The following is a 25,432-nucleotide window of genomic DNA, read 5'->3' on the forward strand; positions in this document are numbered from 1 at the left end:
TATTATATTTTAATCAGTTATAAGCAGCCATTGGCTGCTTTTTATTTGCTTTAATTTCTGCAAGACTAAAATTAATGGTATAGAATTAAAATAAACCCAAGTAAAAAGGAGCGTTATGTCTGTATTAAAATTTAGCCGTTCTAGCGCACTTTTTTGCCTTGTTTTAGTACCATTTTATGGCTATTGCGAAGCGCAAGCAGACGCCACGTCTAAGTCGGATATTTTTTCCTTAAGCCAATGCCAATGGCTTACTGACCAGCCAAAAGAGCGTAAAAGTAACTTTGATATTGAAAGCATTGATAATTCTAAATTACCTGATGCACCCAATGCGATCATTAGCGATATTCGACTCGTTCGACATAATATTTTTGATACCAGCAACCCTAAAGAAGATAACTTTTTATTTCGTGGTTTAAATACACTTAATATCGTCACCAAAGAACACGTTATTTTACAGCAACTGCTGTTTCAACAAGGTGATAAATACGACCAACAACTGCTACGTGAATCTGAACGTATTTTGCGTGATGCACGTTATTTATACGATGCTAAAATTGAAGCTGAACGTGATTGTGATGACAATATTGTGGTTACAATCACCACCAAAGAGTTGTGGACCCTCACCCCAGAAATAAGCTATAGCCGCAGCGGTGGCGAGGATAAAACGCAACTTGGTTTTCGCGATACAAACTTGCTTGGTTTAGGTAAACGCGTTTCGCTTTCCTGGCGCAGCGATGCTGATCGCACTGGTTATACTTTTATCTATGATGACCCAAATATATGGGGCAGCCGCTATCGTAGCCGTTTTGAATTTAGCGATAATGACGATGGTGAACGCATCTATTTAGACTTTAAACTCCCCTTTTATTCACTCGCATCACAGCAAAGTTATGGTGCCGTTACCTTAGATGATACAAAAGAGTTACCGCTTTATTATCGCGGTGATGTGGTATCGGAATTCAAACAAGAGAATCAAATTAACCAAGTATTCTATGGTCAAGGCAGTAAACTGGGCAGCTGGACGAACCGTTGGCTTGTGGGCTGGCAACAAGAAGACTTTAAGTTTGAACAAATCGCTGAAACCACTTTGCCATTAGCGAAAGATCGCTCGCTTAATTATCCTTGGCTTGGCTATCAGCTAATTGAAGATAGATACATTACCTTGAGCAACTTTGACTCAATTGGCCGTACTGAAGATTTAAATTTAGGTTGGAATGTATTTGCCCGACTCGGCTATTCAGATGAAAGCCTTGCTGATGACGATAGCCGTGTTGTACTTGAAGCCAGCGCCGAAAAAGCGTTTCATTTAAATGATAGTATGCTGTGGCGCTTATACACCGGAGTGCATGGCTATTGGAACACAGAACAACAAAAAAGCGAAAATCTACACGCCTACTTAGATACCAATTTTCTCTACAATAGCAGCAGCTACCGTGCATGGTTTGCTAATCTTTCGCTGCGCTATGGTGGCAACCTAACAGCTGACCAGCAACTGACTCTAGGCGGTGATACAGGCCTTAGAGGTTATCCACTACACTATCAAATGGGCGACCGCTCTGTGTTGCTCAATCTTGAAAAGCGCTATTACTGGGAGTATCACTTACTGCAACTGTTTAAAGTAGGTGGTGCTGTGTTTTTTGATGTGGGTCGCGCTTGGTTTCCCGATAAAAACAACGGCGAAAATGGCCAATTTTTAAAAGACGCGGGCATTGGCTTACGCTTAGCGCCAAGCCGCGCAACTGCAAAAACCGTCATTCATATCGACCTTGCCTTCCCACTCGATAAAGACGACGAAATCGATACGGTACAATGGGTGATTAAAGTTAAAAATCGTTTTTAATCTAACCGCTTTTTAAAACGCAATGACGCAATGATCAAACCAACTAACGTAAAACCCATTAACCAAAGGGCATCATAGGTCATTTCACTAACTTCCACATCGCGCAGTACAATCGCCCGCATAGCTCTAATGTAATGGGTTGCTGGTAAGCCTTCGGCAATATACTGCGCGACTTCCGGCATGCCTTCATACGGGAACATAAAGCCTGAGAGTAAAATAGACGGTAACAACACAAATACCGTTAATTGCATGGCTTGCAGTTGCGATTTTGCAATGGTTGAAATGATTAACCCTAATACCAAGCTGGCCGAGATAAACAACAAGGTCATCAGCGCAAGCTGTAATAGCGACCCCACAACTTTGACATCAAATACTAGATAACCCAGCGATAAAATAATGGTTACTTGCAGTGCGCCAATAAAAATAAATGGAATAATCTTCGCAAGCATCAACTCAAACGAGCTAATTGGTGTATTAATTAGCATTTCTAAATTGCCGCGCTCTCGCTCGCGCACAATTGCCGCCGAGGTAAACATCACCATGGTCATAGTCAAAATAACACCAACTAACCCCGGCACAATATTCACGACACTGCGCTGGGCAGGATTGTAATATGGCGTTACCGCAAAGGTGGTGACTTGACGATTAACAGGCTGCTTCATTAATTCACCGAGCGGCATATTGGCAAGCCCTTTAATTGCCCCTGTAATCATGGTGTCGGAGCCGTCCACCAGCCATTGTCCAATCGGCCTAACCAGCTGGTAATTACTTGAATTTGGCGTTGCGCTGCCAAGCGCTTGATGGCGAGAAAGACGCTCAGCAACGTCACGTGGAATAACTAAAACAGCTCTTACTTTCGCTTGCGCCATGGCTTTTTCCGCCAAGCTAACATTGGAGTATTTTGCAACCACTGTAACCGTTTGACTGGCTTCAACCGTTTGTGTAAGTACGCGACCAAGCGCCGAATTACTTTGATCTACCACCGCAACGGGAATATCACGAATTTGCGTATTAATCGCAAAACCAAATAATAACAATTGCACTAAAGGGATCATCACCACCATGGCAAAAGTAGTTTTGTCGCGCTTTAGCTGAAGCAGCTCTTTTTTAACAATCGAAAAAATACGAGATGGATTCATACCGTTTGCTCCCGATTGCGCTCACCCGTTACACTAACAAACACATCTTCAAGATTTGGGCGTACCGCTTTAGCGGCAACTACATCGTCAAATTGCAAAAGCCAAGTTTCAGCATCATTAACTGAATTATCAACAAGTACCCTAAGCCTTGCGCCAAGCTGAGTCGCAGAATGAATATTCTTGTGTGATTCTAAGCTGCATTTAGTGCTGCGTGAGTTTTTCACCTCTACTTCAAATACTTGGCAATTTAGATTAGCCATTAACTGTTCTGGCGAATCATCGGCACGTTTAATGCCTTTTTCTAAAATTGCCAATTTATGGCAGCGCTCGGCTTCATCCATGTAATGAGTTGAGACCAAAATACTGGTGCCCAAATCACTTAAATCAAATAGCTTCTCCCAAAAATCGCGGCGATTTTCTGGGTCTACTGCTGAGGTTGGTTCATCTAAAAAAAGTAATTCAGGCTTATGAATGGTAGCGCCAGCTAAGGCTAAGCGCTGCTTTTGCCCGCCACTCATACTGCCGGCAAGTTGATTTGCTCTTGCTGCTAAATCATAAATTGTTAACAACTCATCAATACGGCTTCGTTTATACTGGCCTTTTAAACTGTACGCATCCGCTAAAAACGCAAGATTTTCTGCTACCGTTAAATCATCATAAAGTGAGAATTTTTGCGTCATATAGCCAATTTTATAACGCAGTAAATTAGCTTGTTTTGGCAGTGATAAACCAAGTACCGAAACATCGCCACTTGTGGGCATTAAAAGCCCGGTTAGCATACGAATTGCCGTGGTTTTACCGCAACCATTGGGCCCTAAAAAACCGTAAACTTCGCCTTTGTTTATGGTTAAATCAAGCTGATTAACAGCGGTTACTTCACCAAACTGTTTGGTTAATCCATTAGCATTTATAACCGCGTCACTCATGGCAACCTTGCCTCAACCGGCAAGCCAGAGGGTAAATCTTTGTATTTTGATGGTAACTGGACTTCAGCAAGGTACATTAAACGGGTACGGTCATACTGATTTAGACCATAATACGGGGTAAAAGCAGCTTCATGGGAAAGCCAACGCACAGTGCCATTTATTTGCCCTGATTGCTCTGCAATAACAAGCTGTAGGTTATCGCCCACTTTTAGTTTTGCCCGCGCTTGTTGTGGCAAATAAATACGCGCGAAAGGCGCTTCGCCAGCAAGCACAATCGCGACAGGGCTACCTAACGTAACCCGCTCGCCTAAGTTCCAAGGTAAGTTATCCAAAACGCCATCACGGGTTGCAGTGATATTAAGTTCGCTTAGTAATTTTTCTTCTGCGCTAAGTAACGCTTGCTGCGCTTTTACATTTGCAGCGGCGACTTGTAAATCTTCCACTCGCGTGCCGTTAGTAAGTTCAGTGAGTTGCTGTTTTGCCGCTTCAACATTGGCAGTTGCTGCATCTAAATTGGCTTTTGCACTGTCTAGGCTGATTTTAGGTGCGAGATCTTTTGCCACAATTTCAACCGCACGGTGGTAGTTCTGCTGCGCCTCTAGCAAGTTAGCTTTATTAGCAGCAAGCGCGGCTTGCGCTCTTGCTACTTCTTCTTCGCGCGCACCGTTTTTAAGTTTAATAAAATGTGCATTCGCAGACTCTAAATCGGCTTTTACTTTGGCAACACGGGCTAATTGCTTAGTATTATCTAATTGCGCTAGCACATCCCCTTGTTTAACCATACTGCCACGCGCTACTGGCAACGCAATCAACACCTCATTTACTGTTGCCGAATGGGTTATGCGATCTCGCTCTAACGTGCCAAGAGCAACACTCTGCTCATCACTGCACCCAGCTAATAAAACGAACACGAAAATACTAAGCCATGCTTTCATCTGCCTGAACTCCCTATCAAAAATAAAGGCGAGTCTTTAAGCTAACAAAAAAACGTGAAAAATAAACTATTTAAATTGTGAAAGGCATGTTTTTAATGAGCAAACATGGGTCACATCAAGTTTGTTCATTAATACTCTGAGTAAAAAAGGATAAGAATATCTTTGTCTGCTGATTTACGCTTTTTGTTCTGAAAAAGTGCCTCTTTGAAAACGTCAATATAATCAAAATAAGATGCAAAATCGTACACATTTCTCGGTACAGCAATGCTCTTTTAGAATACTTTAAGAAGATGACTACCGCTTGCCGAAAGCAAAATAGTTTGAGCTTCGATAGGTCACGATGGATTTATCCCCCATGCCAAGTTAGGAACTAATATGCTTGAGTATTCACGGGCACTATTGATTCTCAGAACTTTGTATAAGTAACTTTGAATCGATTCATTCTTTGGCTATGAAGAATGACATGTTATTTAAATTATTAACCTTAAAACAATTTGCAGCCTTACCGAATGTTAGTGTGTAGGCTGCAAATAGTGAACAACTTAAATTTGATTATTAATGAGATCTCTAATTTGAGCTAAAGTCGTTTCTTTTATCAATTTACCGTTTTCAAAAACGACTTCAAGTAATCCTTCAGACTCTTCTTGTTCAGTGACATTATCGAATAAGGTTAATTCGCCATCGACTCTGTCAATTTTCAACAAACCTTTAGCTGATTTTTTCTTCGTATCTGTTTTTGGATCTTTGAATATAGCTACTCGCTCTCCATTTTTAACCACACTGGTAGCTTTCACTGCTGAGCCATGTGTGTCTCGTGTCACATATTGATAGCTATATGAACCAATACCTAGTACGACTTTTGAAGCAAACCCTTTATCCGCTAAGCGCTGTAGTATTTGACGTTGGCGAACTAGTGTTATTGCATCACCGTAAATAGCGCCAATGTGCTCATCTAATAATTTGAATCCTTTATCTGTTGTTGTGCCACCAAAGGTGTCCCATAAACATTCAATAAGTCCTTTTACCTCACAAAACATCAGCGGGATAGTTTGGTCTTGTTCAAAACCGAAGTATTCACCGTTCCAACGATATGCTTCATATCCGTTTTTACGGACATCTTGCTCTGCTTCTTCCAGGTTTTCGAATAGCTCACTGTATTCTGATACTGGAGAAATCTTATATCCCGTTAGAATTTTTACGGGATCACCTGAGTCTGGACGGATAACAAGAGTTCCATCACGAGCCATGATCTCGTCTTTTAGTTTTGGTAGATATTCAGTTACTAGCGTCCAGAAATCCCAGGTATCAGACACGACACTTAAGATACCGGTTGGTGATTGTTCTCTCATTAAATATTTAAAGAATTCAATTTCACCTTCCATAATCCAAGAACAAGTAACAGAGTGTTCAGTTGCATCAACTGAGCAGCCAACCAGCTCTTTATCAACATTTGCGCCATAGTATTTCTCAGCGAAAAGTACTGCCGGAATTGTATCTGTACCAACTAAACCTGAAGCTAAGTGCCCAAATCCGCTCATAGCAGCAGCATGCTTGCCAAACATTCCTCTAAAGCTGAAATCATGCCCTTGGAATGGAACAAAATCTTGAGGCAGCCCTGTTTTTTCAGCGAATTCTTTAAATACTTTTAAATAAGCAACTGACGTTGTAGCACTGGTTTGTATTGGCCAGTTTTCACAGCTAAGTACTGTTTCGATCATATTGGTTAACCACTGAAAACCTTCTTTGGTGTTAACTACTGTGATCGGTGGTACTAAATAAGGAACAAGCGAGCCTTCTGGAAGGGCTTTTATTCTTAACGGCAAATATCCTAAGTCATGAAGATCTTCCAAGTATTTAACATTAACGGGATAACCAAGCATAGAGCTCATGATGCGTTTATGATTAGCTACTGCTTCACTCTTTTCTGCTTTAAAAAACTCATCCCACTCTTCTTGTAAATAACTTTTTATGAAATATTGAAGACCAACAAAAGCAACCTTATCGTTATTTTCAACATTACTTAATTTACCGCTTCTAGATGTATAGTTTGCATAAACTTCACTAACATCTGGGTGATAAGCACGGCTGTGGAATTCTTTATAAACGTCTTTTTGCATACTTGCAGCTGTAATAGTCATCATGTTCTCCTTACATCTCGATAACTTGTAATTTTGTTTTGTTGTTATTTATAAATTCGTGTTTTGCTCTAAAAGAATCAGTCGTATAAATGGCGTCAATTAAGCCGTCAAACACATCTAATCCTTTTGAAAAAATGCCGTGAGTGATGAAGAGTGATACTTCATTTGCCCCGTTATTTTTTAATACCTTAGCGAGTTCTATAAAGGTTCTGCCACCATCACAAATATCGTCAACAATAAGTACATTATTGTTATTTACATTACCTATTATCTCGGTTTTGAGAATTTCACCCGTTTTAAGATTTCTTTGCTTTTGTGCCTGGATAACTTCTGGTTCACCATTGAATTGCTCAGCAATTTTTAATGTTTTTTTGCTAGCACCGGCGTCTGGAGATACTAAGATCAACTCACCGGTAGCCAGACGTTTGCATAATTCTTCACACCGCTTCAATAAATCAATTTGTGGCACATTAACTACATTGTTGATTAGTGCGGGAGATACATCACTGTGAGCATCCCAAATCGTAACTTTGGTAAAACCTAAGCTATTTATGAAGTTAGCCATGACAGAAGCCCCTAAAGCTTCGCCTTCTACACAGACTCTATCTTGGCGAGCGTATGGAAAATAAGGGATCACCAATTCGATTGGTACATTATTAAATGAAAGTCTTTTAAGCGCATCAACTGCCATCATTAATTTAACAAGCTTCGAAGAGTGGGTAAGACGCTCAAATATTTCAATTTTTACTGACTCAGAATAATCTATCTGTTCAAAACGAACATGTTCTTCACCGCCAGAAAACGTAAAACTGTCATAGTTTACTAATGATTTATTTCCTGCTGAATCATAGCTAAATACTTTCATTTAAATTTCCTTTTAATTTATGTCTCAAGGACACTATTCAATTTAACAAAGCAGGTTATGCTAGTCAATAAAAATTTATGTCCTTATGACACTATGTGTTTTTAAAGTGGCAATGAGTGTAACTGTAATTGTTAGTTTTCTAATACTGACTGAATTAATTAATGTCCCGTGATCAAGTTTCCTACTCAAGAGCTGTCAGCAATACTAACGATGACAACGGCGTTGAAATCCACTACGTCTTGTTCTATTCCACCTGAAAAGATAACGTTATTCTTGTCATCGTTAATGAAACTCTTTCTGTGGCTCTACCAAACACGATTTTCTCCTTACTCATCGAATGCGCCTAAACAAATATGCATCAAGAGGAAATGTTCTTAGTTTTCAAATAAATTTTATATTGATATCAATAAGACTTTACCTTAAAGTGTCACAAAGACATTAACCGTATTCGACCATATAAAATGAATAAATCATACGATATTAATGAATTCAAAAACCCATTATTTACTGTAGACAGTGCGTTATTCACAGTAATTGGTAATTCGTTAAAAGTACTTATGGTAAAGCGAGCCAACGAACCTTTCCTTGGGAGATGGGGTCTTCCTGGCGGTTTTGTTGACGTAGATATTGACGATTCAACAGATCTGACCGCCCTAAGAAAACTAAAAGAGAAAACAAGCGTAGCTCCACAATACTTAGAGCAACTCCGAACTTTTTCCGGTATTAATCGAGATCCTAGAGGTTTTAGTGTTACCTTGGTTTATTTTGCTCTGGTAGCGGAACAAGACGTTTCATATCACATTGATACTGTTGAAGATGCACAATGGGTTGATATTAAGCAAATTGCAGATTTATCTGTTGCTTTCGATCACAAGCATATAATTGAGCAGGCAAAAGAGCGATTGCAACAAAAAGCTCTTTACTCAATGGTTCCAGTCTATTGCTTGCCAGAATACTTTACCGTTAGCCAATTAAAGTCTGTTATCGAAGCGATAATCGGTAAAACAATTCAAAGAAAAAGCCTAATAAGACGCATTGAAGCTGTAGAAATGTTTGAAGTGCTTGATGAAAAAGTCAAATCGGGGGGTAGATTAGCTCAACTTTATAAGGTTAAGCCTGGTGTCGATATCGTGAACTTTGAACGCAATTTGAGTGTATGACTTAAGGAATAGATGTGATTCAACTTACCGAAGACAAAAATATTCTTATACTTCTTATTTAGTTAGCTTGCTGTACCGCGTTAAATAAGAGCTTCTTGTCTTCGAAACTATCCCACGAAAACACTTAACAGGCTTGGCCGCACGCCCAGCCTGAACTCCACGCATACTGGAAATTATACCCCCCTAGCCAACCGGTTACTTCGGTGACTTCACCAATAAAATAAAGCCCTTTAACTTTATTCGTTTCAAATGTTTTAGAGCTTAATTCGGCGCTATTCACACCACCTAAAGTAACTTCAGCGGTCCTATAACCCTCTGTTCCATTTGGTTTTATTTTCCAGTTATGAATAAAATCAGATAATTGTTCAATTTCAGTATGAGATAACTGATTAATCGCTTTATCAGGAATATCACCACCAGTTACTAAAATTTCAATAAAACGCTTTGGCAACACACTTCCAAGCATATTTTTAAGTGATTTTTGGCCATTAGATTGACGTTGTGTATGAATTTCACCCGCAAGTTCTAGCTCTGGCAATAGGTTGATTGATACCGCCTGACCCCCACGCCAAAACGATGAGATCTGCAGTATTGCTGGCCCCGATAAGCCACGGTGCGTAAACAAGATATTTTCTTTAAACTGTGTGCCGTCGTCTGCTGTCACAACACTTGGTACACTAATACCCGATAAAGCTTCAAAACGTACCTTATCGTGCTGATGCAGCGTAAAAGGCACTAAAGCAGCCATTGTTGGCAATACATCTAAATCAAACTGCTGCGCAATTTTATAACCGATTGGTGTGGCGCCTAGTTTTGGCATAGTTAAACCACCAGAAGCCACCACCAGCGATTCACAGCTATAGCTTGCTTCACTGGTAATTACGGTAAAGCCATTCTTTGTTTTTTCCACGCTAAGCACTTCTTGGCGCAATTGAATTGTCACCCCAGCCCATTCGCATTCGGTTAATAAAATATCGACAATATCTTGCGCTGAGTTATCGCAAAATAGCTGACCCAGTGTTTTGTGATGATAGGCAAGACCATGGCGATCAACGAGTTCAATAAAGTCATGTTGGGTATAACGGCTTAAACACGATTTAACAAAGTGCGGATTAGTACACAGATAATTTTCTGGTGATGCATTTTCGTTGGTAAAATTACAACGGCCGCCACCGCTGATCAGGATTTTACGGCCCGGTTTTTTACCCATATCAATCACGGTTACAGAGCGTCCACGGTAACCTGCTTGTGCGGCGCACATTAAACCAGCGGCACCTGCCCCTATAACCAATACATCAACCTGAACCATTTTTATTATCCACTTCGCTATTTTGGCCGCGCATTATAAACAAAAAAAGCCGCATCTGCGGCTTTTTGAATCAATTAAACGATTATTTTACTTTAGATAAATAATCAGCAATTGCTTCTAGCTCTTCATCAGTAACATTAGCAACCATCGCTTTCATTGCTGAAGCCATGCCATTGTTGCGCTTGCCTGATTTAATGTCTTTCATTTGAGCAAGAGCGTACTCTTTGTTTTGACCTGCAAGTTTAGGATAAAGCGGCATAATTGGCGCTTTACCTTCAGCCCCATGACACGTTTGGCACATTTTAGCTGTATAAAGTGCTGCACCATCCGCTGCGATTGCATTGCCTGACGCCATGCCCACAAGTGTTAAAGCCGCTACACTGAGCGTTTTTGAAAGTTTATTCATATTATAATTCCATCTCGACGGTAAATGATTCTCAATTGCAATATACTGTTGAATCAACAAGTTAAACTCGCACTAACCTATTGTAGACCACTTTCATACTGTTTTGTAAAGGTAAAGCCGTATAAAAAACAAACAAGCATGCAAGATTGAGTCGCTAAGCGAACGTTACCTTGCGTTTGATCAAATTTATTTACGTAACCACAAACAAAAATGCCTCAATCAATGAGGCATTTTTTAAACAGAGGATTACCACATAATGTCGTCTGGTATTTCAAAGTCTGCGTAAGGATCATCTTCATCCTTTTGATCTTTTTCTGGCTCGGCATGCAGTACAATATACTTTTCGTCTACCTCTGCAATTTTGCGTGCAGGTTCATCAGGTAGTACATAGAATTTGCCCTCTAAGTAGCAAATAGCCAACAAACCTTTTACCAGTTGTTTGTGAGTAATCTCATTAACTTCAAGTTCTTTGATTTTGCTTTCAAAGGTAAAGTTAAAGGTAACATCACCACTAATCTCATCTTGGTTATGATGCTCTAGAATTTGTTTAACGCGAGCTACCTGCTCTTTTTCTTTTAGTTCGGCCTGCTTCTGCGCATTTACTTCAGCTGCTTTTTTAGCTTGATCAGCTTTAGTTTGCTCAATATGCTTTTGCAAATCGGTTGGGTTACTGGTTGCGCCTTTTTTCTTCTTCTTTTTGTTTTGTTTACGCTTTTCTGATTTAGCAACCTTCATATTATGCTCAGTAGTAAGGCCTGCTTTTATCAACTGATCTTGTAATGAACCCATGATTAATTCTCTTATAAAAGTATTAGCGTTATTTTATAACAGCCATTCACCAGATGTGAAGCCAGCATAACCTAAATCAAGGAAAAGTTAGCTTAAACTAAGGTTAAGCAGTTAAAAATACGATACAATTTGGCCGTTATAAACAACCCTCTCTCACCATGAAGTTTATACATTTACTTTTGTGCTCGGTCTTTACGTTTTTTGTATTATATGGGCCACAGCCAATTTTGCCTTTACTGGCAAAGTCATACCAGCTAACGTCTGCGCAGGCGGGCTTGCTAATGACCGTGACTATGCTGCCATTGGCGGTTGCGCCATTAGTTTATGGTTATCTACTACTTCGTATAAACTCGCTCTCCCTATTAAAAATAGCACTGTTTTTATTGGGTATTAGCTGTGCGTTATTACCTTTATCGCAAACGTTTCAGCACTTACTTATAATTCGGTTTTTACAAGGTTTACTGCTGCCAGCGGCGCTCACCGCAATGACATCGTATATTGGCGAACATTATCGCTACAGCTTTTTGAGTAAAGCAGTCACAAGTTATATTTTAAGCACAATTGCGGGTGGTTTTTTAGGACGCGTTGCCAGCGCTTCAATAAGCGAATACACCTATTGGCAGGTTTATTTTTATTTGCTCGCAATTGTATTAGTGCTGTTATCACTTAGTCTTGCCAATAAAAAAGTGCGTGATTATGTCGGTCAAAGAAACGTACCAGCATCACTAAAAGAGAATTTACATAAGGTAACTAAAGGCAGCACTTTGTACCTTTACTGCGCCGTATTTGGCATGTTTTTCTGCTTTACCGCGCTATTAAATTACTTACCTTTTATTTTGCAAAACGATTATAAGTTCACTAGCTCAAAAGATATTGGTTTGGTGTATTCAGGCTACCTTTTAGGTGCTTGCTTTTCATTATTAAGCACCCGTTTACAAAACCTCACGCAAGGTAAAGTTAATTTATTAGTGATTAGCTTTGTGGTTTATGGGCTCAGTATTACAAGCTTATTTTCACCCACGTTTACGCTCTTTTTTATCGGTTTTACGGTGTTTTGTGGCGCGATGTTTATTATTCATGCCAGCGCCTCCGCTTTACTTAACCAAATCAGTTATGCGCCTAGCTCGCTGACTAATGGACTGTATGTATCTTTTTATTATTGTGGCGGTACGCTGGGGTCATTTTTGCCAGGGCTTATTTATCAGCACGCTGGCAAAAGTGCGTTTTTAATGACCTTGCTACTGATGTGTGTAGTCTCAGGCTTACTGGTAGCTAAATTTAAACGCTTACAAACTCACTAGCTCAACACTGTGGTTGGAATATTCAAACACTTTAAGTAAGTCGCTTTTTTGCATTAACCAAGTTTGTGTATTATCAAAAGGATGGCAATGAAACAAATCAGATTGCCATATCGCATCATCCACCCATAGTTGCACCGCATTTTCAGCATCATTTAAAAGCGCCAACATGGAAACACACCCAGGTTTTACACCTAAGTATTTTGCTAAACGTTCATTTGAAGCAAAGCCCAAACGTGACAATTCTTGTGATTTTGATAAAGCTTTTAAATCGACCTGTTTATTAGGTGACGTAATGAGCAAAAAGTGTCGCTTGCCGTAATTATCGCGTAAGAATAAATTTTTTAAGCGCGTTCCGGGGCGTTCCAACAACAGACGATCTGCCTCTACTGCGGTATGAAGTGGCGGATGTGATATTTTTTCACAGTCAATTGCCAGCTCGCTAAACACCTTTTCAAGAAACGCAATATCACTCATCGCAGCGCCCGCTTAACCTCACGCTGTAATCGCGCCATTTAACTTCTTCAATTTGATAACTATCTTGGCAGTAGTTTTTCTTTTTTAATTCAGCATCAAGTTGTAGTGCAGCTTTATCTTCTAGATCGAGTTTAAGTGATGATGAATCAATAAAATTCTCTTGTTTTAACAAAGTGCGCATTTCTGATTTTGTTAAGCGGCGCTTTTTATTTATTAACTTTTGAGAACCGGCTTTTACCGTAACTAAATATGAAAATAACTTTGCACCGTCATTGCCTGTTATGGTTCTTAGCTGCTCGTTAACTATCTCAAAATCTTCAGGCTCTGGCGCTGATTTTGCACAGCCACTTAACAAAGTAGCGCCCAGCACCGTTAAAATTATTTGCTTCATTAAAGATTCCATACTGCTTGTGGCAACTTAATCGTTAAACATGCCATGGTTGGCGGGAAATATTCAGAAAACGCCATTGAATGCCAATCATCTTCGAACATATCGACCAACACTAAACCGTTATCTAGCTGGCCTTTAATTTGCTCTTCAAATGAGTGGCTAAACACCAATGGCTCATCTTGCTCTTTTAGCAGTGCTAGCTCTGCTTGGGTTAAGTTATTAATGTCACTAAAGGGTAACTTGTGCCTTACTTTAGTAATGCCTTTTTCAGCTTCGAACCAATCAAAGATATACGCTGCTGGGTTAATAAAGCCGCTTAGTAAACGCCCATTTTCTTTTAAAACACGTGCAGCTTCTGACCATAAATTAGAAATGTCTGGCACAAAATTATTAGAACAAGGGTGGAAAATTAAATCAAAGCTTTCATTTTCAAAACAGCTCAAGTCTGTCATATCACCCTTAACGGTTGTTAACGTTAGGCCATCGCGCTTAGCAACCTGCGCATCTTGCGCAAGTTGATTTTCAGATAAATCAAATACGGTTACATTAGCACCCGCAGCCGCTAAGATAGGTCCTTGCTGACCACCACCCGAAGCAAGACACAATACTTTTTTGCCTTTAAGGTCACCAAACCAGTTATGAGGCACACTCTTATGTGGTGTTAAAACAATTGACCACTCACCTTTTCGTGCTGCATCTACTTGTTCAGTCGTGACAGGTTGAGTCCACTCATTATTTGCTTCAACCTGTTTATTCCATGCATGATTGTTATAGTTTTTAATATCCATCGGTCTCTCTCGCACAATAAATGTGCAAACAAGTGAAAATTATCTTTTATGCTACAAAAAATACTTGACCAGTGACAGAAAAAAAATTAAAGTTCTGCCCGTTCAAACGCAATATGGTTTGAATGTCCTTTTTTGGAATGTGGGGCTATAGCTCAGCTGGGAGAGCGCCTGCCTTGCACGCAGGAGGTCAGCAGTTCGATCCTGCTTAGCTCCACCACTTTCCAACCTCTCTTATTTTTAAATTCAATACCAAGTATTTCAAATAAAAATCTCTCGCTAAATTTATCTTGATATAATGCGGCAAATTATTCTTTTTTCTGCTTATTATGTCCCCTGAAAAGCAAAGCTTAACCTTTTTACACTCTGCCGTTTTATTGTTTGGTGGCACTGCACTGTTTGCCAAATTAATTGGTCTTAACGCGCTAGATATCACCGTTTATCGCACCGCTGTAGCTGCAATTGCTTTGTTTGCCTTTTTACTTTTTACACGCCAAGCTATTTTGTTAAAACAGACAAAAGATTACGGTGTTGCCTTGCTCCTTGGCGTGGTTGTTGGCCTACATTGGGTGACGTATTTTGCTGGTATGCAAATGGCCGGCATCACCATAGGCATCATCGCATTTTTTACCTACCCTGTGATGACCGTCTTTATGGAGCCTCTGTTTTCAAAGCGTCTCCCTCATATGCAAGATGTGTTTATTGCCATGATGGTGTTACTTGGTATTTACTTGCTTGTACCGGAAGCAAGCCTTGGTAATCAAGTTACCCTTGGCATAGTAACGGGTATGTTCTCGGGCTTTTTATTTGCCCTGCGTAATATTTTACATAAACGCTTTTTTATGGGCTACTCTGGGCCACAAACGATGCTTTATCAAACCCTTGTTGCAAGCATAATGTTATGCGCATTTATTGAAGTGCCCCTGAACCAAGTATCGCAACACGACCTTTATTTACTGTTACTTGTTGGTGTAGTGTTTACCGCAACCCCACACGCTTTGTTTGCAGCAAGTCTTGCTCATTTAAGTGCTAAAACCGCAGGCTTAATTTCCTGCTTGCAGCCCTTATATGCCAGTTTTTTCGCATTTTTACTTCTACACGAAAAGATTACACTGACGACATTAATTGGTGGCTCGTTGGTGATTAGTGGCGCATTTTTTGAAACTTATCTAGTTAACAAACAAGCTAAAGCGGCAAAATTATAAATTACTAATTCAGCCAAGCCTGTGAGCATAAATAAACACCCCGCAAAGCTGAATTTTAGCTATTGCTTAGTACAGGTAAACGGGAACGCTATTAGCAAACAACCTAGCTAGAATGATTAGCTAATGAAGTGAATTGCGATTTAGCTTTCAACAGATGTAGAAAACCTTGATTGATTTCAAAGTAATTGTGCAATTTAACCGTTAAGCTGTGGTAAGTTGAGTGCGAGATAAACTTTTGACTAAGAGCAAGAAGGGTTAGTACATGAAAGTTTTTGCCCACCGAGGCGCCAGTGGTTTGTATCCTGAAAACACTCGCTCAGCGATATTAGCGGCGTTGGAATTGGGTGTTGATGGCATTGAAATTGACTTACAAAGTACGCTCGATGGTTTTGCCGTTATTCACGATACTTGGCTTGATAGAACAACCAGTGGGCGAGGAAAAGTTAACAAACTCACACTTGCAGAAGTGCAACAATATGATGCAGGTAATGGACAAACCGTACCAAGCATTGAAGAAGTATTTCAATGGGTTAATAATCAAACGTTATTAAACCTAGAACTCAAACACACCTTCGCACTCGATAAACTGGTCAAACTAATCGAACAACAAGTTCAAGCAGGGCTGCTAACACGTGAAAACCTTCTAATATCCTCTTTTGATCATCACCAGCTAAAATGGCTTAAACAACAATTGCCTTGGGTAAAAATAGGTGCATTAACCGGCTCTATTCCGCTGGGGTATTGTGAATTTGCTGAACGGTTAAATGCCTACAGCGTACATGTGGATAAAAATTTTATTAACTGCGAGTACGTTGCCGATGCAAAAACAAGAAACTTAAAGGTTTTTGCCTATACTGTAGATAAACAGGAAGATATTAACGATATGCTTGCGCTTGGTGTAGATGGCATTTTTACTAATTACCCCTCTAAAGCACAAAGCTTTCTGTTGCAAAAGTAATCCTAACTATAAGCATATAGCTTAGTTACCTAGGGGCATTTAATGGACCAACAACAGCAAGATTTATTTTGCTTTCGCAGTGAAGCATCCCGCCTACTTCTTTTATGCAATACACAATTAACGCTAAGCCTGAATCAAAGCGATCAAGATATATTAGAGTTAAGCCGAGTTTTTCAAAACCTTGCCGACATTTGCAGCAAACTTGAAAATGAAAAAAGCACTTCGTCGAAATTAGATGAATTACACCAACAAATACAGCACAGTGTAAACAATGGGGTTATGGCGTTCCAGTTTTACGATAGGCTGACACAACAATTGTCACATATTCAGCAAACGATGGACCAATTGAGTCATTTGATTCAAGATAATGATAACTTAGCCGATGAAGATAAGTGGCAAGGATTGCGCACCCAATTAAAAAATAGTTATTCAATGGAATCTGAACATCAAATATTTCAAGCAATTATGGATGGTAAAACCAAACAGCAAGCGCTTGAATTACATCGTCAATTAGAACAACAACAGCACGATGATGATGTTGAGCTTTTTTAAAGGGTAAAGGTCATTTAAGGCATGCAAAATGAGTTCTTTATATATGCAATTATACGAAAAAATTGAAAAAACCTTTTTCTTTACATTAACACGCAAAATTTTTGGCAATTTGAGCTTTCTGTTTGCCTTTCAAGTTATTACATTAATTTGGCTGTACCAAGAGCTGACTGATAATGGCCATATTGATATGAGCTATTGGTTTATCGCGTTAATCAGTGTTGGCAGTTTCTTTTTTACCTGCTTTTACATGCACTTTTTAATTGTGCGCCCGATCAATGCATTAAAGAAAACACTGACAGATATCAATGAAAAAGGTGCTGATTTAGCAACCCATTTACCACAATTTACCTTTGATGAGTTTCGCGAACTCAGCGAACAGTACAACACCTTTGTTTCGCGTTTAGAAGCGCTATTAAAACAAGTGTATGAAAAAGCAGAACTTGCTGAAATGACCAATCAAAATGTGACTAAGTCGATGACTGAAACCAATCGAATTGGCGAACAACAGTTAGCACTTAGTAATACGATCTTTACCGCCAGTGAAGAAGTGAGCCAAAGCCTAAATCAAATTTCGCAAAATACCCAAATGACCTTTGATGCGAATGTTGAAAATCTGAGTAAAGTTCATACCTCCGCCAATGAAATTGGAAACCTAGTAACTAAAATTCAGCGCATGACCGAATTACTAGGTAGCTTCGCCACAACCGTGGGTGGCTTAAAAGAAAACTCAGACAACATTCGAAAAATCCTCACTATGGTTGAAGAGTTTTCAGACCAAACTAACCTATTGGCGCTTAATGCCGCAATTGAGGCTGCACGCGCAGGTGAAGCCGGTCGTGGCTTTGCTGTGGTAGCAGATGAAGTGCGTTCATTATCAGTAAAAGTTAACGATGCAACTCGCCAAATTAATGATTTTATTAATCAAATGAATACGCTTGTTGGTGAAACCAACCGTGAAACTGAGCAGTTAATTGAGCAATCGAGCAGTGCTGAAAGTTCAATAGCCAATACCAATGATGTGTTTAGCCAAATGACTAAAGAATTAGAAAGCAACCAATCACAGTTACAAGAAATTGTTGCGGCGGTGCATCAGCTGGAACATACACAACAACAAACGCATTCCTCGGTGCAACAAATTGTCGAACTCGGCCATATGGCGAAAGATAAAATTACTAACGCCAATGAAAATAGTAGAGAGCTACAGTGTCAAACATCCGATACCAAAAAAGATCTCGAACAGTTTATTTAGCCTAAGCGATGGATTACCAAACCAGCAAGAGTTTTGATACTTTAAAAACTAGCACTGATAAGAGAGGGTTAAGCCCTCTCAACATCAAAAGCTAATACCTCTGATATACGCTCGGCGCCAAGTGCCAACATAATTAGCCTATCCACTCCTAATGCAACACCTGAGCACTGTGGCAAACCATTATCAAGCGCCGCTAAAAATCGCTCATCAATAGCAACCTCTGGCAAACCTTGCGATGCTCGCTTTTGATTATCGTCAACAAAGCGCTGTCGCTGCTCAGAACCCTCGGTAAGTTCATCGAAGCCATTTGCCAACTCCATTCCTTTAAAGTACAACTCAAAACGCTCTGCCACGCGAGAATCTGCGCTATTTAGTTTAGCGAGTGCCGCTTGTGATGCAGGGAAATGATACACAAAACAAGGGGTTTGCTGACCTATTTTGGGTTCAATACACATACAAAATAGCAGCTGTAACAAAGTATCTTTATCGTTTTCTTGCGCAGCAATATGTTCAAACCCTTGTTCTGCGGCAAGCGCAGAAAGCTCTTCGATAGATGCGGTGAGCGGATCACAGTTTAAAAGCGTTAAAAAAGCGTCTTGATAAGTGATACGCTCTGCTGCTTCACACTCTAATAAACTCATCATTAAGTCATCAATTTCATCCATTAACTGCGCTGCGTTAAAGTTAGGTCGATACCACTCTAGCATTGTAAATTCTGGATTATGATGACGACCGGCTTCTTCGTTACGAAACGCTTTTGCCAACTGAAAAATCGCGCCAGAGCCAGCAGCAAGCAATCGCTTCATGGCAAATTCCGGCGATGTTTGCAGATAAAGTGGTAGGCCTTTAGCAAATCCGGGACCGACAAACTGGGTACTAAAACTTGCTAAGTGAATATCGGTAACACTTGCCTGCGATAAACTTGGCGTTTCTACCTCCATTACATTTCTTTGGTAGAAAAATTCACGAATCGCTTTAATAATTTTTGCCCGCGCGTTTAAGTTTTCGATTGATGCACTTGGCTGCCATTGGACTGTCATGATGGTTACTCTTAATTATGGCGTAAACAAAAATCCCAGCTAGCGCTGGGATTTTCTTCGAAATAAAATCAGAATTTATTTTTGCGCACGACCAACGTATTCGCCCGAGCGTGTATCAACTTTTATTACTTCACCGATTTGAACAAACAGAGGAACACGTACAACCGCACCTGTTGTTAAAGTAGCAGGCTTACCACCTGTACCAGCAGTATCACCTTTCAGACCAGGATCTGTGTCTGTGATCTCTAGCTCAACAAAGTTTGGTGGCGTAATTGAGATTGGGTTACCGTTCCAAAGAGTAATGGTACAAGTGTTGTTTTCAACTAACCATTTAACGCTATCGCCAACTGCTTTTTCGTCAGCAGCAACTTGCTCAAACGTTTCATTATTCATGAAATGCCAGAACTCGCCATCTGTGTATAGATAATCTAGCTCGATATCCATAACATCTGCAGCTTCAACACTTTCACCTGATTTAAATGTTTTTTCTAACACTTTACCAGAGATAAGTTTACGTACCTTTACACGATTAAATGCTTGGCCTTTACCCGGTTTTACAACTTCGTTTTCAAGAATTGAACACGGCTCGCCATCTAACATAAATTTTAGGCCGCCCTTGAACTCATTGGTGCTATAATTCGCCATCGTTTCCTCTATCGCAAAATTTTTTACATAATTGATCGGCTAATGATACAAAGAATTGAAGCAAATTTGCATACTAACTGGCAAAAAGAATTAGCAAATGCCATTTCCGACCCCAAAATACTGCTTAAGTTACTGGAAATTGACTCAAAAAATTTATCAGACGACATTGCCGCGAGAAAGCTATTTGCTATGAGAGTACCACTTCCATTTGTATCACGAATGGAAAAAGGTAATCTAAACGATCCATTACTTAAACAAGTTTTACCACTTGCGAATGAGTTTGAAACGCACCCAGGTTACACAAGCGACCCACTAGAAGAACAAAACAACCAAACCCCAGGCCTGCTACACAAATATAAATCGAGAGTGTTACTTATTTTTCGTGGTGGTTGCGCTGTAAACTGCCGTTATTGCTTTCGCAGACACTTCCCTTATCAAGATAATCACCAAAATAAACAAAGCTTACTGAGTGCTCTTGATTACATAGCAAAGCATCCCGAAATAAATGAAGTGATTTTAAGTGGCGGCGACCCACTAATGGCTAATGATGAAGCATTAATGTGGTTTGTTGAAAAGCTAGAGGCTATTAACCATGTAACACGTATGCGCATTCACTCACGATTGCCGGTGGTGATCCCTGCACGTATTACGGAAGCATTCTTAGCAATTCCCGCAAACACTCGACTCAAATTGATTTTAGTAACGCATATTAACCATGCGAATGAAATTGACGACGTATTAAAAAAGCAGCTTATCGCCGTAAAACACGCGGGTTATACCCTATTAAATCAAGCGGTATTATTAAAAAGCATTAATGACACAGTCGCTGCACAAATTTTGCTTTCTGAACGTTTATTTGAAGCGGATGTATTACCGTATTATTTGCACGTGTTAGACAAAGTACAAGGCGCCCACCACTTTGCAATTACCGATGCCGACGCAATCGCACTACATCGTGAATTATTGACTGAGTTGCCCGGCTTTTTAGTACCCAAACTAGTACGTGAAGTTGGCGGAGAAAAAAGTAAAACGCCATTAGATTTAGGACTTTATGATTTTTAGGTGGCTTTCAATTAGTTGTAGCGTTAAACGATAGCCCTAGGCGATAGAATCGTTTAACAACAAACGGTAACCGCCCAATTTAACAAACAACAATGCAGCCATTAAACGTAGACATCGATATTATTACCGAGTGTTGCTGTTGGTGAACTAGCTCTATTTTGTGTTTGCGCAGGCATTGCGGCTGAATCGATCAGAGCCAACGCCTGTTGCCCTTGAGCTATTACCTGATTCTTGACGAGTTTGGCACTAATTACTTCTGAACTATCTGCACTTGCTGTTACATTTTGAACTGGACTTGAAATCTGCATGGTCACTCACCTCAGTTAACTGTGCTATTATATCGGCAATTTATATTTAATCTTTAGTTATTTTATACTATGAATTCGATTATTTCTGAACTAAACAACAATCTAAAAGTACTATATCGCCAAGCTATTGATGCAGATAGCAAATTAGATTCCTTACAACAACAAGGCAAAGGTAAATTCTCAACCTTGTTTAACAGCGAAAGTGGTTTTGCTATCGAAGCAAAGCGCTTTAAACCTTACGTGCTAGAAGTTGCAAGTGACGTAGAGATCTTGTCAACGCAAGATGATATTGACCAAGCGATGCTTAAAAGCACCGTAATTAAGATGCAGCATTTGCATCAATTATTAGCCAGCTTCAAATAAATTGACTATAATTTAGGCACACATCCTCTACATATTTTGTTATGTCGATTGCTACGCCACTTACTGCAGGTACAGAAATTACCTTAAGTAATATACAGTCAAGTCAAAGCTCATCCTTGAGTGAGAAGGTATCGGCTAGCTCAATTTACGGTGAATTTACTCAAGACGTCGTAAAAATTTCTGATGCTGCAAGAGAGAGGCAGCAACAATCAGAATTGATTAATCGGCAGCAGCCAGTACAAGTTAGCAGCGATGTTGTGAGAGTCTCTAGCTCAGTAGGTCAATCTAAAGCAGCTGGAAACTTAACTGAGTCCCAAGCAAGTAAACTCTACAAAGAAATAGCGGCACTATTATAGCGCCGCTATTTTTTCTTAAACGACGAACGATTAGTTGGTGTCGATTTTTGATAATAATTGGTCTTCAAACCAATCTGTAATAAGACGCTTTTCGTGCATAAATTCTTCGTCTCGACCACGACGAATTTTATCCATAAAGCTCATGTCTTTTAATTCAGCATCACCTTTATCCACCAGCTTGCCATTGACATCAGTTAACGCATAACTAAATTTAAGCTTTGGAAAATGAATTGGTTTAACAATACGCATTTCTCTGCCACCGCCAAAACGCACATCGCCAGCGAGATCAATATCGTTGATTGTCACACCCAACTTGTAGCCTTCAGGTAACTTCTCAGCTAACTCTTGAAAATGCTTGGTAAATTGCTTTTCAATTCGTTTGTGATAACCACCACGTGTTTCGTTTGCTGCTCGCACGTCAGTGAAATCGTTAAACTTCCCAAACGTTACACTTGCCTCACCTGCAAATACTGAGAACGGTGAAATTGTTACAACACTTAATAATAGTACCTTAGCTAATTTCATTAGTATGCTCCTAGAGAACTGGCAAGTGTAAAGGGTCACTCGCTATGTCAATTTATATTTATTATCTATCCAAACACTTAATATACGCTTAACACATAATATTTTCATAATTATTGTAAAAAATTAACTCTAGATTAGCACTAACTTTAATCGACAAAAGTATGTTTTATATCAGTTTTAGTGGCATAAGTTGGAGAATCAATTTAAACCAACTAAACTTAAACAGATGTCGATAATTAATTCGCTTAATTAGACATAGTAGCGACAGGTGTAAGTTAATTAAAAGGATAGAGTTATGAGTTCGTTATTAATTGTTGAAGACGAACAGATTGTTGCATTAAGCCTTAAGATCGAGCTTGAGTCACTAGGTTACGAGGTTGTGGGTATTGCCAATAGTGAAGATGAGGCACTCGCCCTGTTCACAGAGAAAAACCCAAACCTTGTTTTAATGGATATCAATCTTGAATCGGGCGGCAGTGGTATTAATGCTGCCAAAAAAATCAATGCCATAAAAAATATTCCTATTATTTATGTTACTGCATATGCCAATGATGACATTATCGAGTCTGCAAATTCCGCAAATCCTATTGGTTATATTGTAAAACCCTACAACCTTAGAGAAGTAAGAGCCGTTATTGAAACAGCACTTAATCGCTTTCGTTATGAAGATGAAATAACCTCATCGGAAGCGCGACTTAAACTCGCAATTGAAGCTGCCAACCTTAATGTATGGGAATACAACCCTGAAGCAGAACATTTAGTATTTACAGGTACCGAAATGCTACAAAAATACTTCGGTCATTTAAGCCCGCTACCATTTAATGAATTTATTAGCATGGTACATGAGCAAGACAAATGGAAAGTTGAATCGCTGTTAAAAGAAGGGCAAAAGTCCAATCAAAAAATCCGAATTAAGTCGCCTCTTAGCGATGAACAATATTGGTTCGAAGTCTATACCAGCGATATCAAGCTACAAGGTGGTGAAACGCCAATAGGCGCAATGAAAGACGTTACCGAAACTGAAACCTATATTCGTGAGTTAAAAGTATCAAAGTCTGTATTCAGCCATATTGCAGATGGCATTTTAGTACTCAATAAAGACTGTGAGATTACCAAAGCAAACCCAGCTTTTTGCAAATTAATTGGGTACCCGCTATCTCAATTGATTAACAAAAACTATCACGCCATTGTTAAACGAGAGCGCGCTGAAGATATTAACCAACAGCCTTGGGAAGAGCTCTGTTCACGGCGAGAAGAAACCTTTAAAACTGAATCTGGCGAATTATTTTACGCACTGGTTAATGGCAAATTAATATCTCATCGAGACCAAAGTGATGAATTGGTAATGATAGTTACCGATATTTCAGAATTAAAAATGGCTGAACGCAAACTACAATACCAAGCCTACCGTGATGAACTCACCGGCATGTATAATCGCACTTATATGAATCGCGCATTTGCTAATCCGCAAGAGTTCTTTGATTCAGGTAAATTTACGCTTATGTTTATTGACCTTGATTCTTTTAAACTCATCAACGACACCTACGGACATTCATACGGTGACGTTATCTTGGCCGAATTTGCATGGCGACTTAAACATATATTCCGCTCTTCTGACATTATGATACGTCATGGAGGTGATGAGTTTGTGTTAATGCTAGATGGCCAGCTTACAGACTGCGACGTTAGTAAAATTGCTAATTCAATAAATAAAGCAATTTCAGAACCATTTAAATGCAAAGATGTTTCTATTTCTCTTACATGCTCAATTGGTATTGCACAGTGGGACGATACTATTAGTGATACATCTGATCTTATGAAACGAGCAGACATCGCCATGTACGCGGCAAAAAATGGCGGTAAAAATGATTTTCGTTTTTACCAAGAAGATATGGGAAGCTCAGCCCAGTATCAATTGTTTTTAGAGCAAGGCTTAAAGCTTGCCATTGAAAATGAGCTGTTAGAACTTTGGTTACAGCCCATATTTGATAATAAAGGCGAAATATCAAGTGCTGAAGGGCTTTGCCGCTGGCGTGACAAAGCAACGGGGTTTATTTCGCCCAATGACTTTATTCCAATCGCAGAATCAAGCTGGCTTATTTTTCCACTTGGTGAGCTCATGCTTAAAAAAGTATGCGATGCGATTGAGCATTTAAGTAACGCAGGCTTTACTGATATAAAGCTAGGTTTAAATCTATCAGCTAAACAACTTTCTCATCCGTCTCTACCTGCAAAATTTGAAGAGATTATTAGCAGTAAGCACGTTTCACCTAACAACATAACATTAGAAATCACCGAAACGGCATTGACTGATACACCTGCAATTAAAAATATTGAACGGTTACGAGAAATTGGTTTTTCCATCGCACTCGATGATTTCGGGCGAGGCTACTCATCATTAGAACTACTACAACAGTTTGATCTTGATATATTAAAAATTGATAGAGTTTTTATTGAAGGGATCCCTGATGATAGCAAAGCACGAAAAGTATGCGAACACATGGTGAATTTAAGTAAGTCTTTAGGCTATAAAGTTGTTGTAGAAGGCATTGAATCGGCAAAACAAAGCGAGTACTTCGCACAAGACCCTGCGATTCATCAGCAAGGGTTTTATCATGCTAAGCCAATGCCATTATCACTGTTTTTGTCACTGCTAGGTGGTCAATCGCATAGTGCATCTCAACAACACTTTGCAGTAGATGAACAATAAT

Annotated in this window: 26 protein-coding genes and 1 tRNA gene; 12 read left to right on the forward strand and 15 right to left on the reverse strand. The window is 39.6% G+C overall.

Annotated features, from left to right (window positions below; genetic code table 11):
- Positions 1 to 115: 115 nt before the first annotated feature.
- Entirely contained in the window at positions 116 to 1,840 is a 1,725-nt protein-coding gene (locus tag ACXAFE_RS12125; protein WP_475152946.1) for a BamA/TamA family outer membrane protein, read from the forward strand.
- Here ACXAFE_RS12125 and ACXAFE_RS12130 read toward each other — a convergent pair.
- From ACXAFE_RS12130 to prs, 5 genes are all read right to left on the reverse strand, one after another.
- Positions 1,837 to 2,979: an ABC transporter permease gene (locus tag ACXAFE_RS12130; protein WP_475152948.1), complete on the reverse strand. Its 1,143-nt coding sequence runs from the start codon at positions 2,977 to 2,979 to the stop codon at positions 1,837 to 1,839. The genes ACXAFE_RS12125 and ACXAFE_RS12130 overlap by 4 nt on opposite strands.
- Positions 2,976 to 3,905, reverse strand: a complete 930-nt coding sequence (locus ACXAFE_RS12135) for an ABC transporter ATP-binding protein (protein ID WP_475152951.1) — start codon at positions 3,903 to 3,905, stop codon at positions 2,976 to 2,978. The genes ACXAFE_RS12130 and ACXAFE_RS12135 overlap by 4 nt, the downstream gene beginning before the upstream one ends.
- Positions 3,902 to 4,840, reverse strand: coding sequence for an HlyD family secretion protein (locus ACXAFE_RS12140; RefSeq protein ID WP_475152953.1), 939 nt, complete (start codon positions 4,838 to 4,840; stop codon positions 3,902 to 3,904). The genes ACXAFE_RS12135 and ACXAFE_RS12140 overlap by 4 nt, the downstream gene beginning before the upstream one ends.
- A gap of 542 nt (positions 4,841 to 5,382) precedes the next feature.
- On the reverse strand, positions 5,383 to 6,978 hold the full coding sequence (locus tag ACXAFE_RS12145; protein WP_475152954.1) for a nicotinate phosphoribosyltransferase: 1,596 nt from the start codon (positions 6,976 to 6,978) through the stop codon (positions 5,383 to 5,385).
- Between the two features lie 10 nt (positions 6,979 to 6,988).
- Complete coding sequence (prs, locus tag ACXAFE_RS12150; RefSeq protein WP_475152958.1) at positions 6,989 to 7,843, reverse strand: ribose-phosphate diphosphokinase; 855 nt, start codon at positions 7,841 to 7,843, stop codon at positions 6,989 to 6,991.
- 461 nt (positions 7,844 to 8,304) lie between these two features.
- Between prs and ACXAFE_RS12155 the strand changes: the two genes are divergently transcribed.
- Complete coding sequence (locus ACXAFE_RS12155; protein WP_475152963.1) at positions 8,305 to 9,003, forward strand: NUDIX hydrolase; 699 nt, start codon at positions 8,305 to 8,307, stop codon at positions 9,001 to 9,003.
- 124 nt (positions 9,004 to 9,127) lie between these two features.
- On the opposite strand, the gene ACXAFE_RS12160 is transcribed toward ACXAFE_RS12155, so the two are convergent.
- The 3 genes from ACXAFE_RS12160 to ACXAFE_RS12170 all read right to left on the reverse strand — a co-directional run bounded on the left by ACXAFE_RS12160 (position 9,128) and on the right by ACXAFE_RS12170 (position 11,507).
- Positions 9,128 to 10,312, reverse strand: coding sequence for a BaiN/RdsA family NAD(P)/FAD-dependent oxidoreductase (locus tag ACXAFE_RS12160; RefSeq protein WP_475152965.1), 1,185 nt, complete (start codon positions 10,310 to 10,312; stop codon positions 9,128 to 9,130).
- Between the two features lie 82 nt (positions 10,313 to 10,394).
- A complete protein-coding gene (locus tag ACXAFE_RS12165; RefSeq protein ID WP_394228488.1) occupies positions 10,395 to 10,667 on the reverse strand; it encodes a c-type cytochrome in 273 nt (90 codons plus the stop codon).
- Between the two features lie 297 nt (positions 10,668 to 10,964).
- Positions 10,965 to 11,507: a DUF2058 domain-containing protein gene (locus ACXAFE_RS12170; protein WP_475152967.1), complete on the reverse strand. Its 543-nt coding sequence runs from the start codon at positions 11,505 to 11,507 to the stop codon at positions 10,965 to 10,967.
- Between the two features lie 158 nt (positions 11,508 to 11,665).
- Between ACXAFE_RS12170 and ACXAFE_RS12175 the strand changes: the two genes are divergently transcribed.
- A complete protein-coding gene (locus tag ACXAFE_RS12175; RefSeq protein WP_475152969.1) occupies positions 11,666 to 12,808 on the forward strand; it encodes an MFS transporter in 1,143 nt (380 codons plus the stop codon).
- Here ACXAFE_RS12175 and ACXAFE_RS12180 read toward each other — a convergent pair.
- The 3 genes from ACXAFE_RS12180 to ACXAFE_RS12190 are packed head-to-tail and all read right to left on the reverse strand — an operon-like array spanning position 12,794 to position 14,461.
- A complete protein-coding gene (locus ACXAFE_RS12180) occupies positions 12,794 to 13,282 on the reverse strand; it encodes a prolyl-tRNA synthetase associated domain-containing protein (RefSeq protein WP_054980319.1) in 489 nt (162 codons plus the stop codon). The two genes, ACXAFE_RS12175 and ACXAFE_RS12180, sit on opposite strands and share 15 nt — an antisense overlap.
- Positions 13,275 to 13,673, reverse strand: a complete 399-nt coding sequence (locus ACXAFE_RS12185) for a hypothetical protein (RefSeq protein WP_054980318.1) — start codon at positions 13,671 to 13,673, stop codon at positions 13,275 to 13,277. Before ACXAFE_RS12185 ends, ACXAFE_RS12180 begins: the two co-directional genes overlap by 8 nt.
- A complete protein-coding gene (locus ACXAFE_RS12190) occupies positions 13,673 to 14,461 on the reverse strand; it encodes a class I SAM-dependent methyltransferase (RefSeq protein ID WP_475152974.1) in 789 nt (262 codons plus the stop codon). Before ACXAFE_RS12190 ends, ACXAFE_RS12185 begins: the two co-directional genes overlap by 1 nt.
- Positions 14,462 to 14,602: 141 nt before the next feature.
- On the opposite strand from ACXAFE_RS12190, the gene ACXAFE_RS12195 reads away from it, so the two are divergent.
- The 5 genes from ACXAFE_RS12195 (at position 14,603) to ACXAFE_RS12215 (ending at position 18,422) form a co-directional block, all read left to right on the forward strand.
- Positions 14,603 to 14,678, forward strand: a tRNA-Ala gene (locus tag ACXAFE_RS12195).
- Positions 14,679 to 14,787: 109 nt separating this feature from the next.
- The gene (locus tag ACXAFE_RS12200) at positions 14,788 to 15,663 is read left to right on the forward strand and encodes a DMT family transporter (protein WP_475152976.1); all 876 of its coding nucleotides are present in this window, start codon (positions 14,788 to 14,790) and stop codon (positions 15,661 to 15,663) included.
- Between the two features lie 262 nt (positions 15,664 to 15,925).
- Positions 15,926 to 16,621, forward strand: a complete 696-nt coding sequence (locus ACXAFE_RS12205; protein ID WP_054980315.1) for a glycerophosphodiester phosphodiesterase — start codon at positions 15,926 to 15,928, stop codon at positions 16,619 to 16,621.
- Positions 16,622 to 16,663: 42 nt separating this feature from the next.
- Positions 16,664 to 17,173, forward strand: a complete 510-nt coding sequence (locus tag ACXAFE_RS12210; RefSeq protein ID WP_475152979.1) for a hypothetical protein — start codon at positions 16,664 to 16,666, stop codon at positions 17,171 to 17,173.
- Between the two features lie 28 nt (positions 17,174 to 17,201).
- On the forward strand, positions 17,202 to 18,422 hold the full coding sequence (locus ACXAFE_RS12215) for a methyl-accepting chemotaxis protein (protein ID WP_475152980.1): 1,221 nt from the start codon (positions 17,202 to 17,204) through the stop codon (positions 18,420 to 18,422).
- Positions 18,423 to 18,490: 68 nt separating this feature from the next.
- On the opposite strand, the gene epmA is transcribed toward ACXAFE_RS12215, so the two are convergent.
- On the reverse strand, positions 18,491 to 19,462 hold the full coding sequence (epmA, locus tag ACXAFE_RS12220; protein ID WP_475152982.1) for an elongation factor P--(R)-beta-lysine ligase: 972 nt from the start codon (positions 19,460 to 19,462) through the stop codon (positions 18,491 to 18,493).
- A 75-nt stretch (positions 19,463 to 19,537) separates the two neighbouring features.
- The gene (gene efp / locus ACXAFE_RS12225; RefSeq protein WP_010562106.1) at positions 19,538 to 20,107 is read right to left on the reverse strand and encodes an elongation factor P; all 570 of its coding nucleotides are present in this window, start codon (positions 20,105 to 20,107) and stop codon (positions 19,538 to 19,540) included.
- Positions 20,108 to 20,149: 42 nt separating this feature from the next.
- On the opposite strand from efp, the gene epmB reads away from it, so the two are divergent.
- Positions 20,150 to 21,169, forward strand: a complete 1,020-nt coding sequence (epmB, locus tag ACXAFE_RS12230; protein ID WP_475152985.1) for an EF-P beta-lysylation protein EpmB — start codon at positions 20,150 to 20,152, stop codon at positions 21,167 to 21,169.
- A gap of 101 nt (positions 21,170 to 21,270) precedes the next feature.
- On the opposite strand, the gene ACXAFE_RS12235 is transcribed toward epmB, so the two are convergent.
- A complete protein-coding gene (locus ACXAFE_RS12235) occupies positions 21,271 to 21,477 on the reverse strand; it encodes a hypothetical protein (protein WP_475152989.1) in 207 nt (68 codons plus the stop codon).
- Between the two features lie 69 nt (positions 21,478 to 21,546).
- Here ACXAFE_RS12235 and ACXAFE_RS12240 point away from each other — a divergent pair, with 69 nt between their 5' ends.
- Positions 21,547 to 21,840, forward strand: a complete 294-nt coding sequence (locus ACXAFE_RS12240) for a prephenate dehydrogenase (protein ID WP_475152991.1) — start codon at positions 21,547 to 21,549, stop codon at positions 21,838 to 21,840.
- Between the two features lie 41 nt (positions 21,841 to 21,881).
- Entirely contained in the window at positions 21,882 to 22,196 is a 315-nt protein-coding gene (locus ACXAFE_RS12245) for a hypothetical protein (protein ID WP_475152994.1), read from the forward strand.
- 30 nt (positions 22,197 to 22,226) lie between these two features.
- On the opposite strand, the gene ACXAFE_RS12250 is transcribed toward ACXAFE_RS12245, so the two are convergent.
- Positions 22,227 to 22,721, reverse strand: coding sequence for a DUF3016 domain-containing protein (locus tag ACXAFE_RS12250; protein ID WP_475152998.1), 495 nt, complete (start codon positions 22,719 to 22,721; stop codon positions 22,227 to 22,229).
- Between the two features lie 295 nt (positions 22,722 to 23,016).
- Between ACXAFE_RS12250 and ACXAFE_RS12255 the strand changes: the two genes are divergently transcribed.
- Entirely contained in the window at positions 23,017 to 25,431 is a 2,415-nt protein-coding gene (locus tag ACXAFE_RS12255; protein WP_475153001.1) for an EAL domain-containing protein, read from the forward strand.
- Position 25,432 lies beyond the last annotated feature (1 nt).

This window comes from Pseudoalteromonas sp. ABV4_021, from assembly GCF_056159365.1.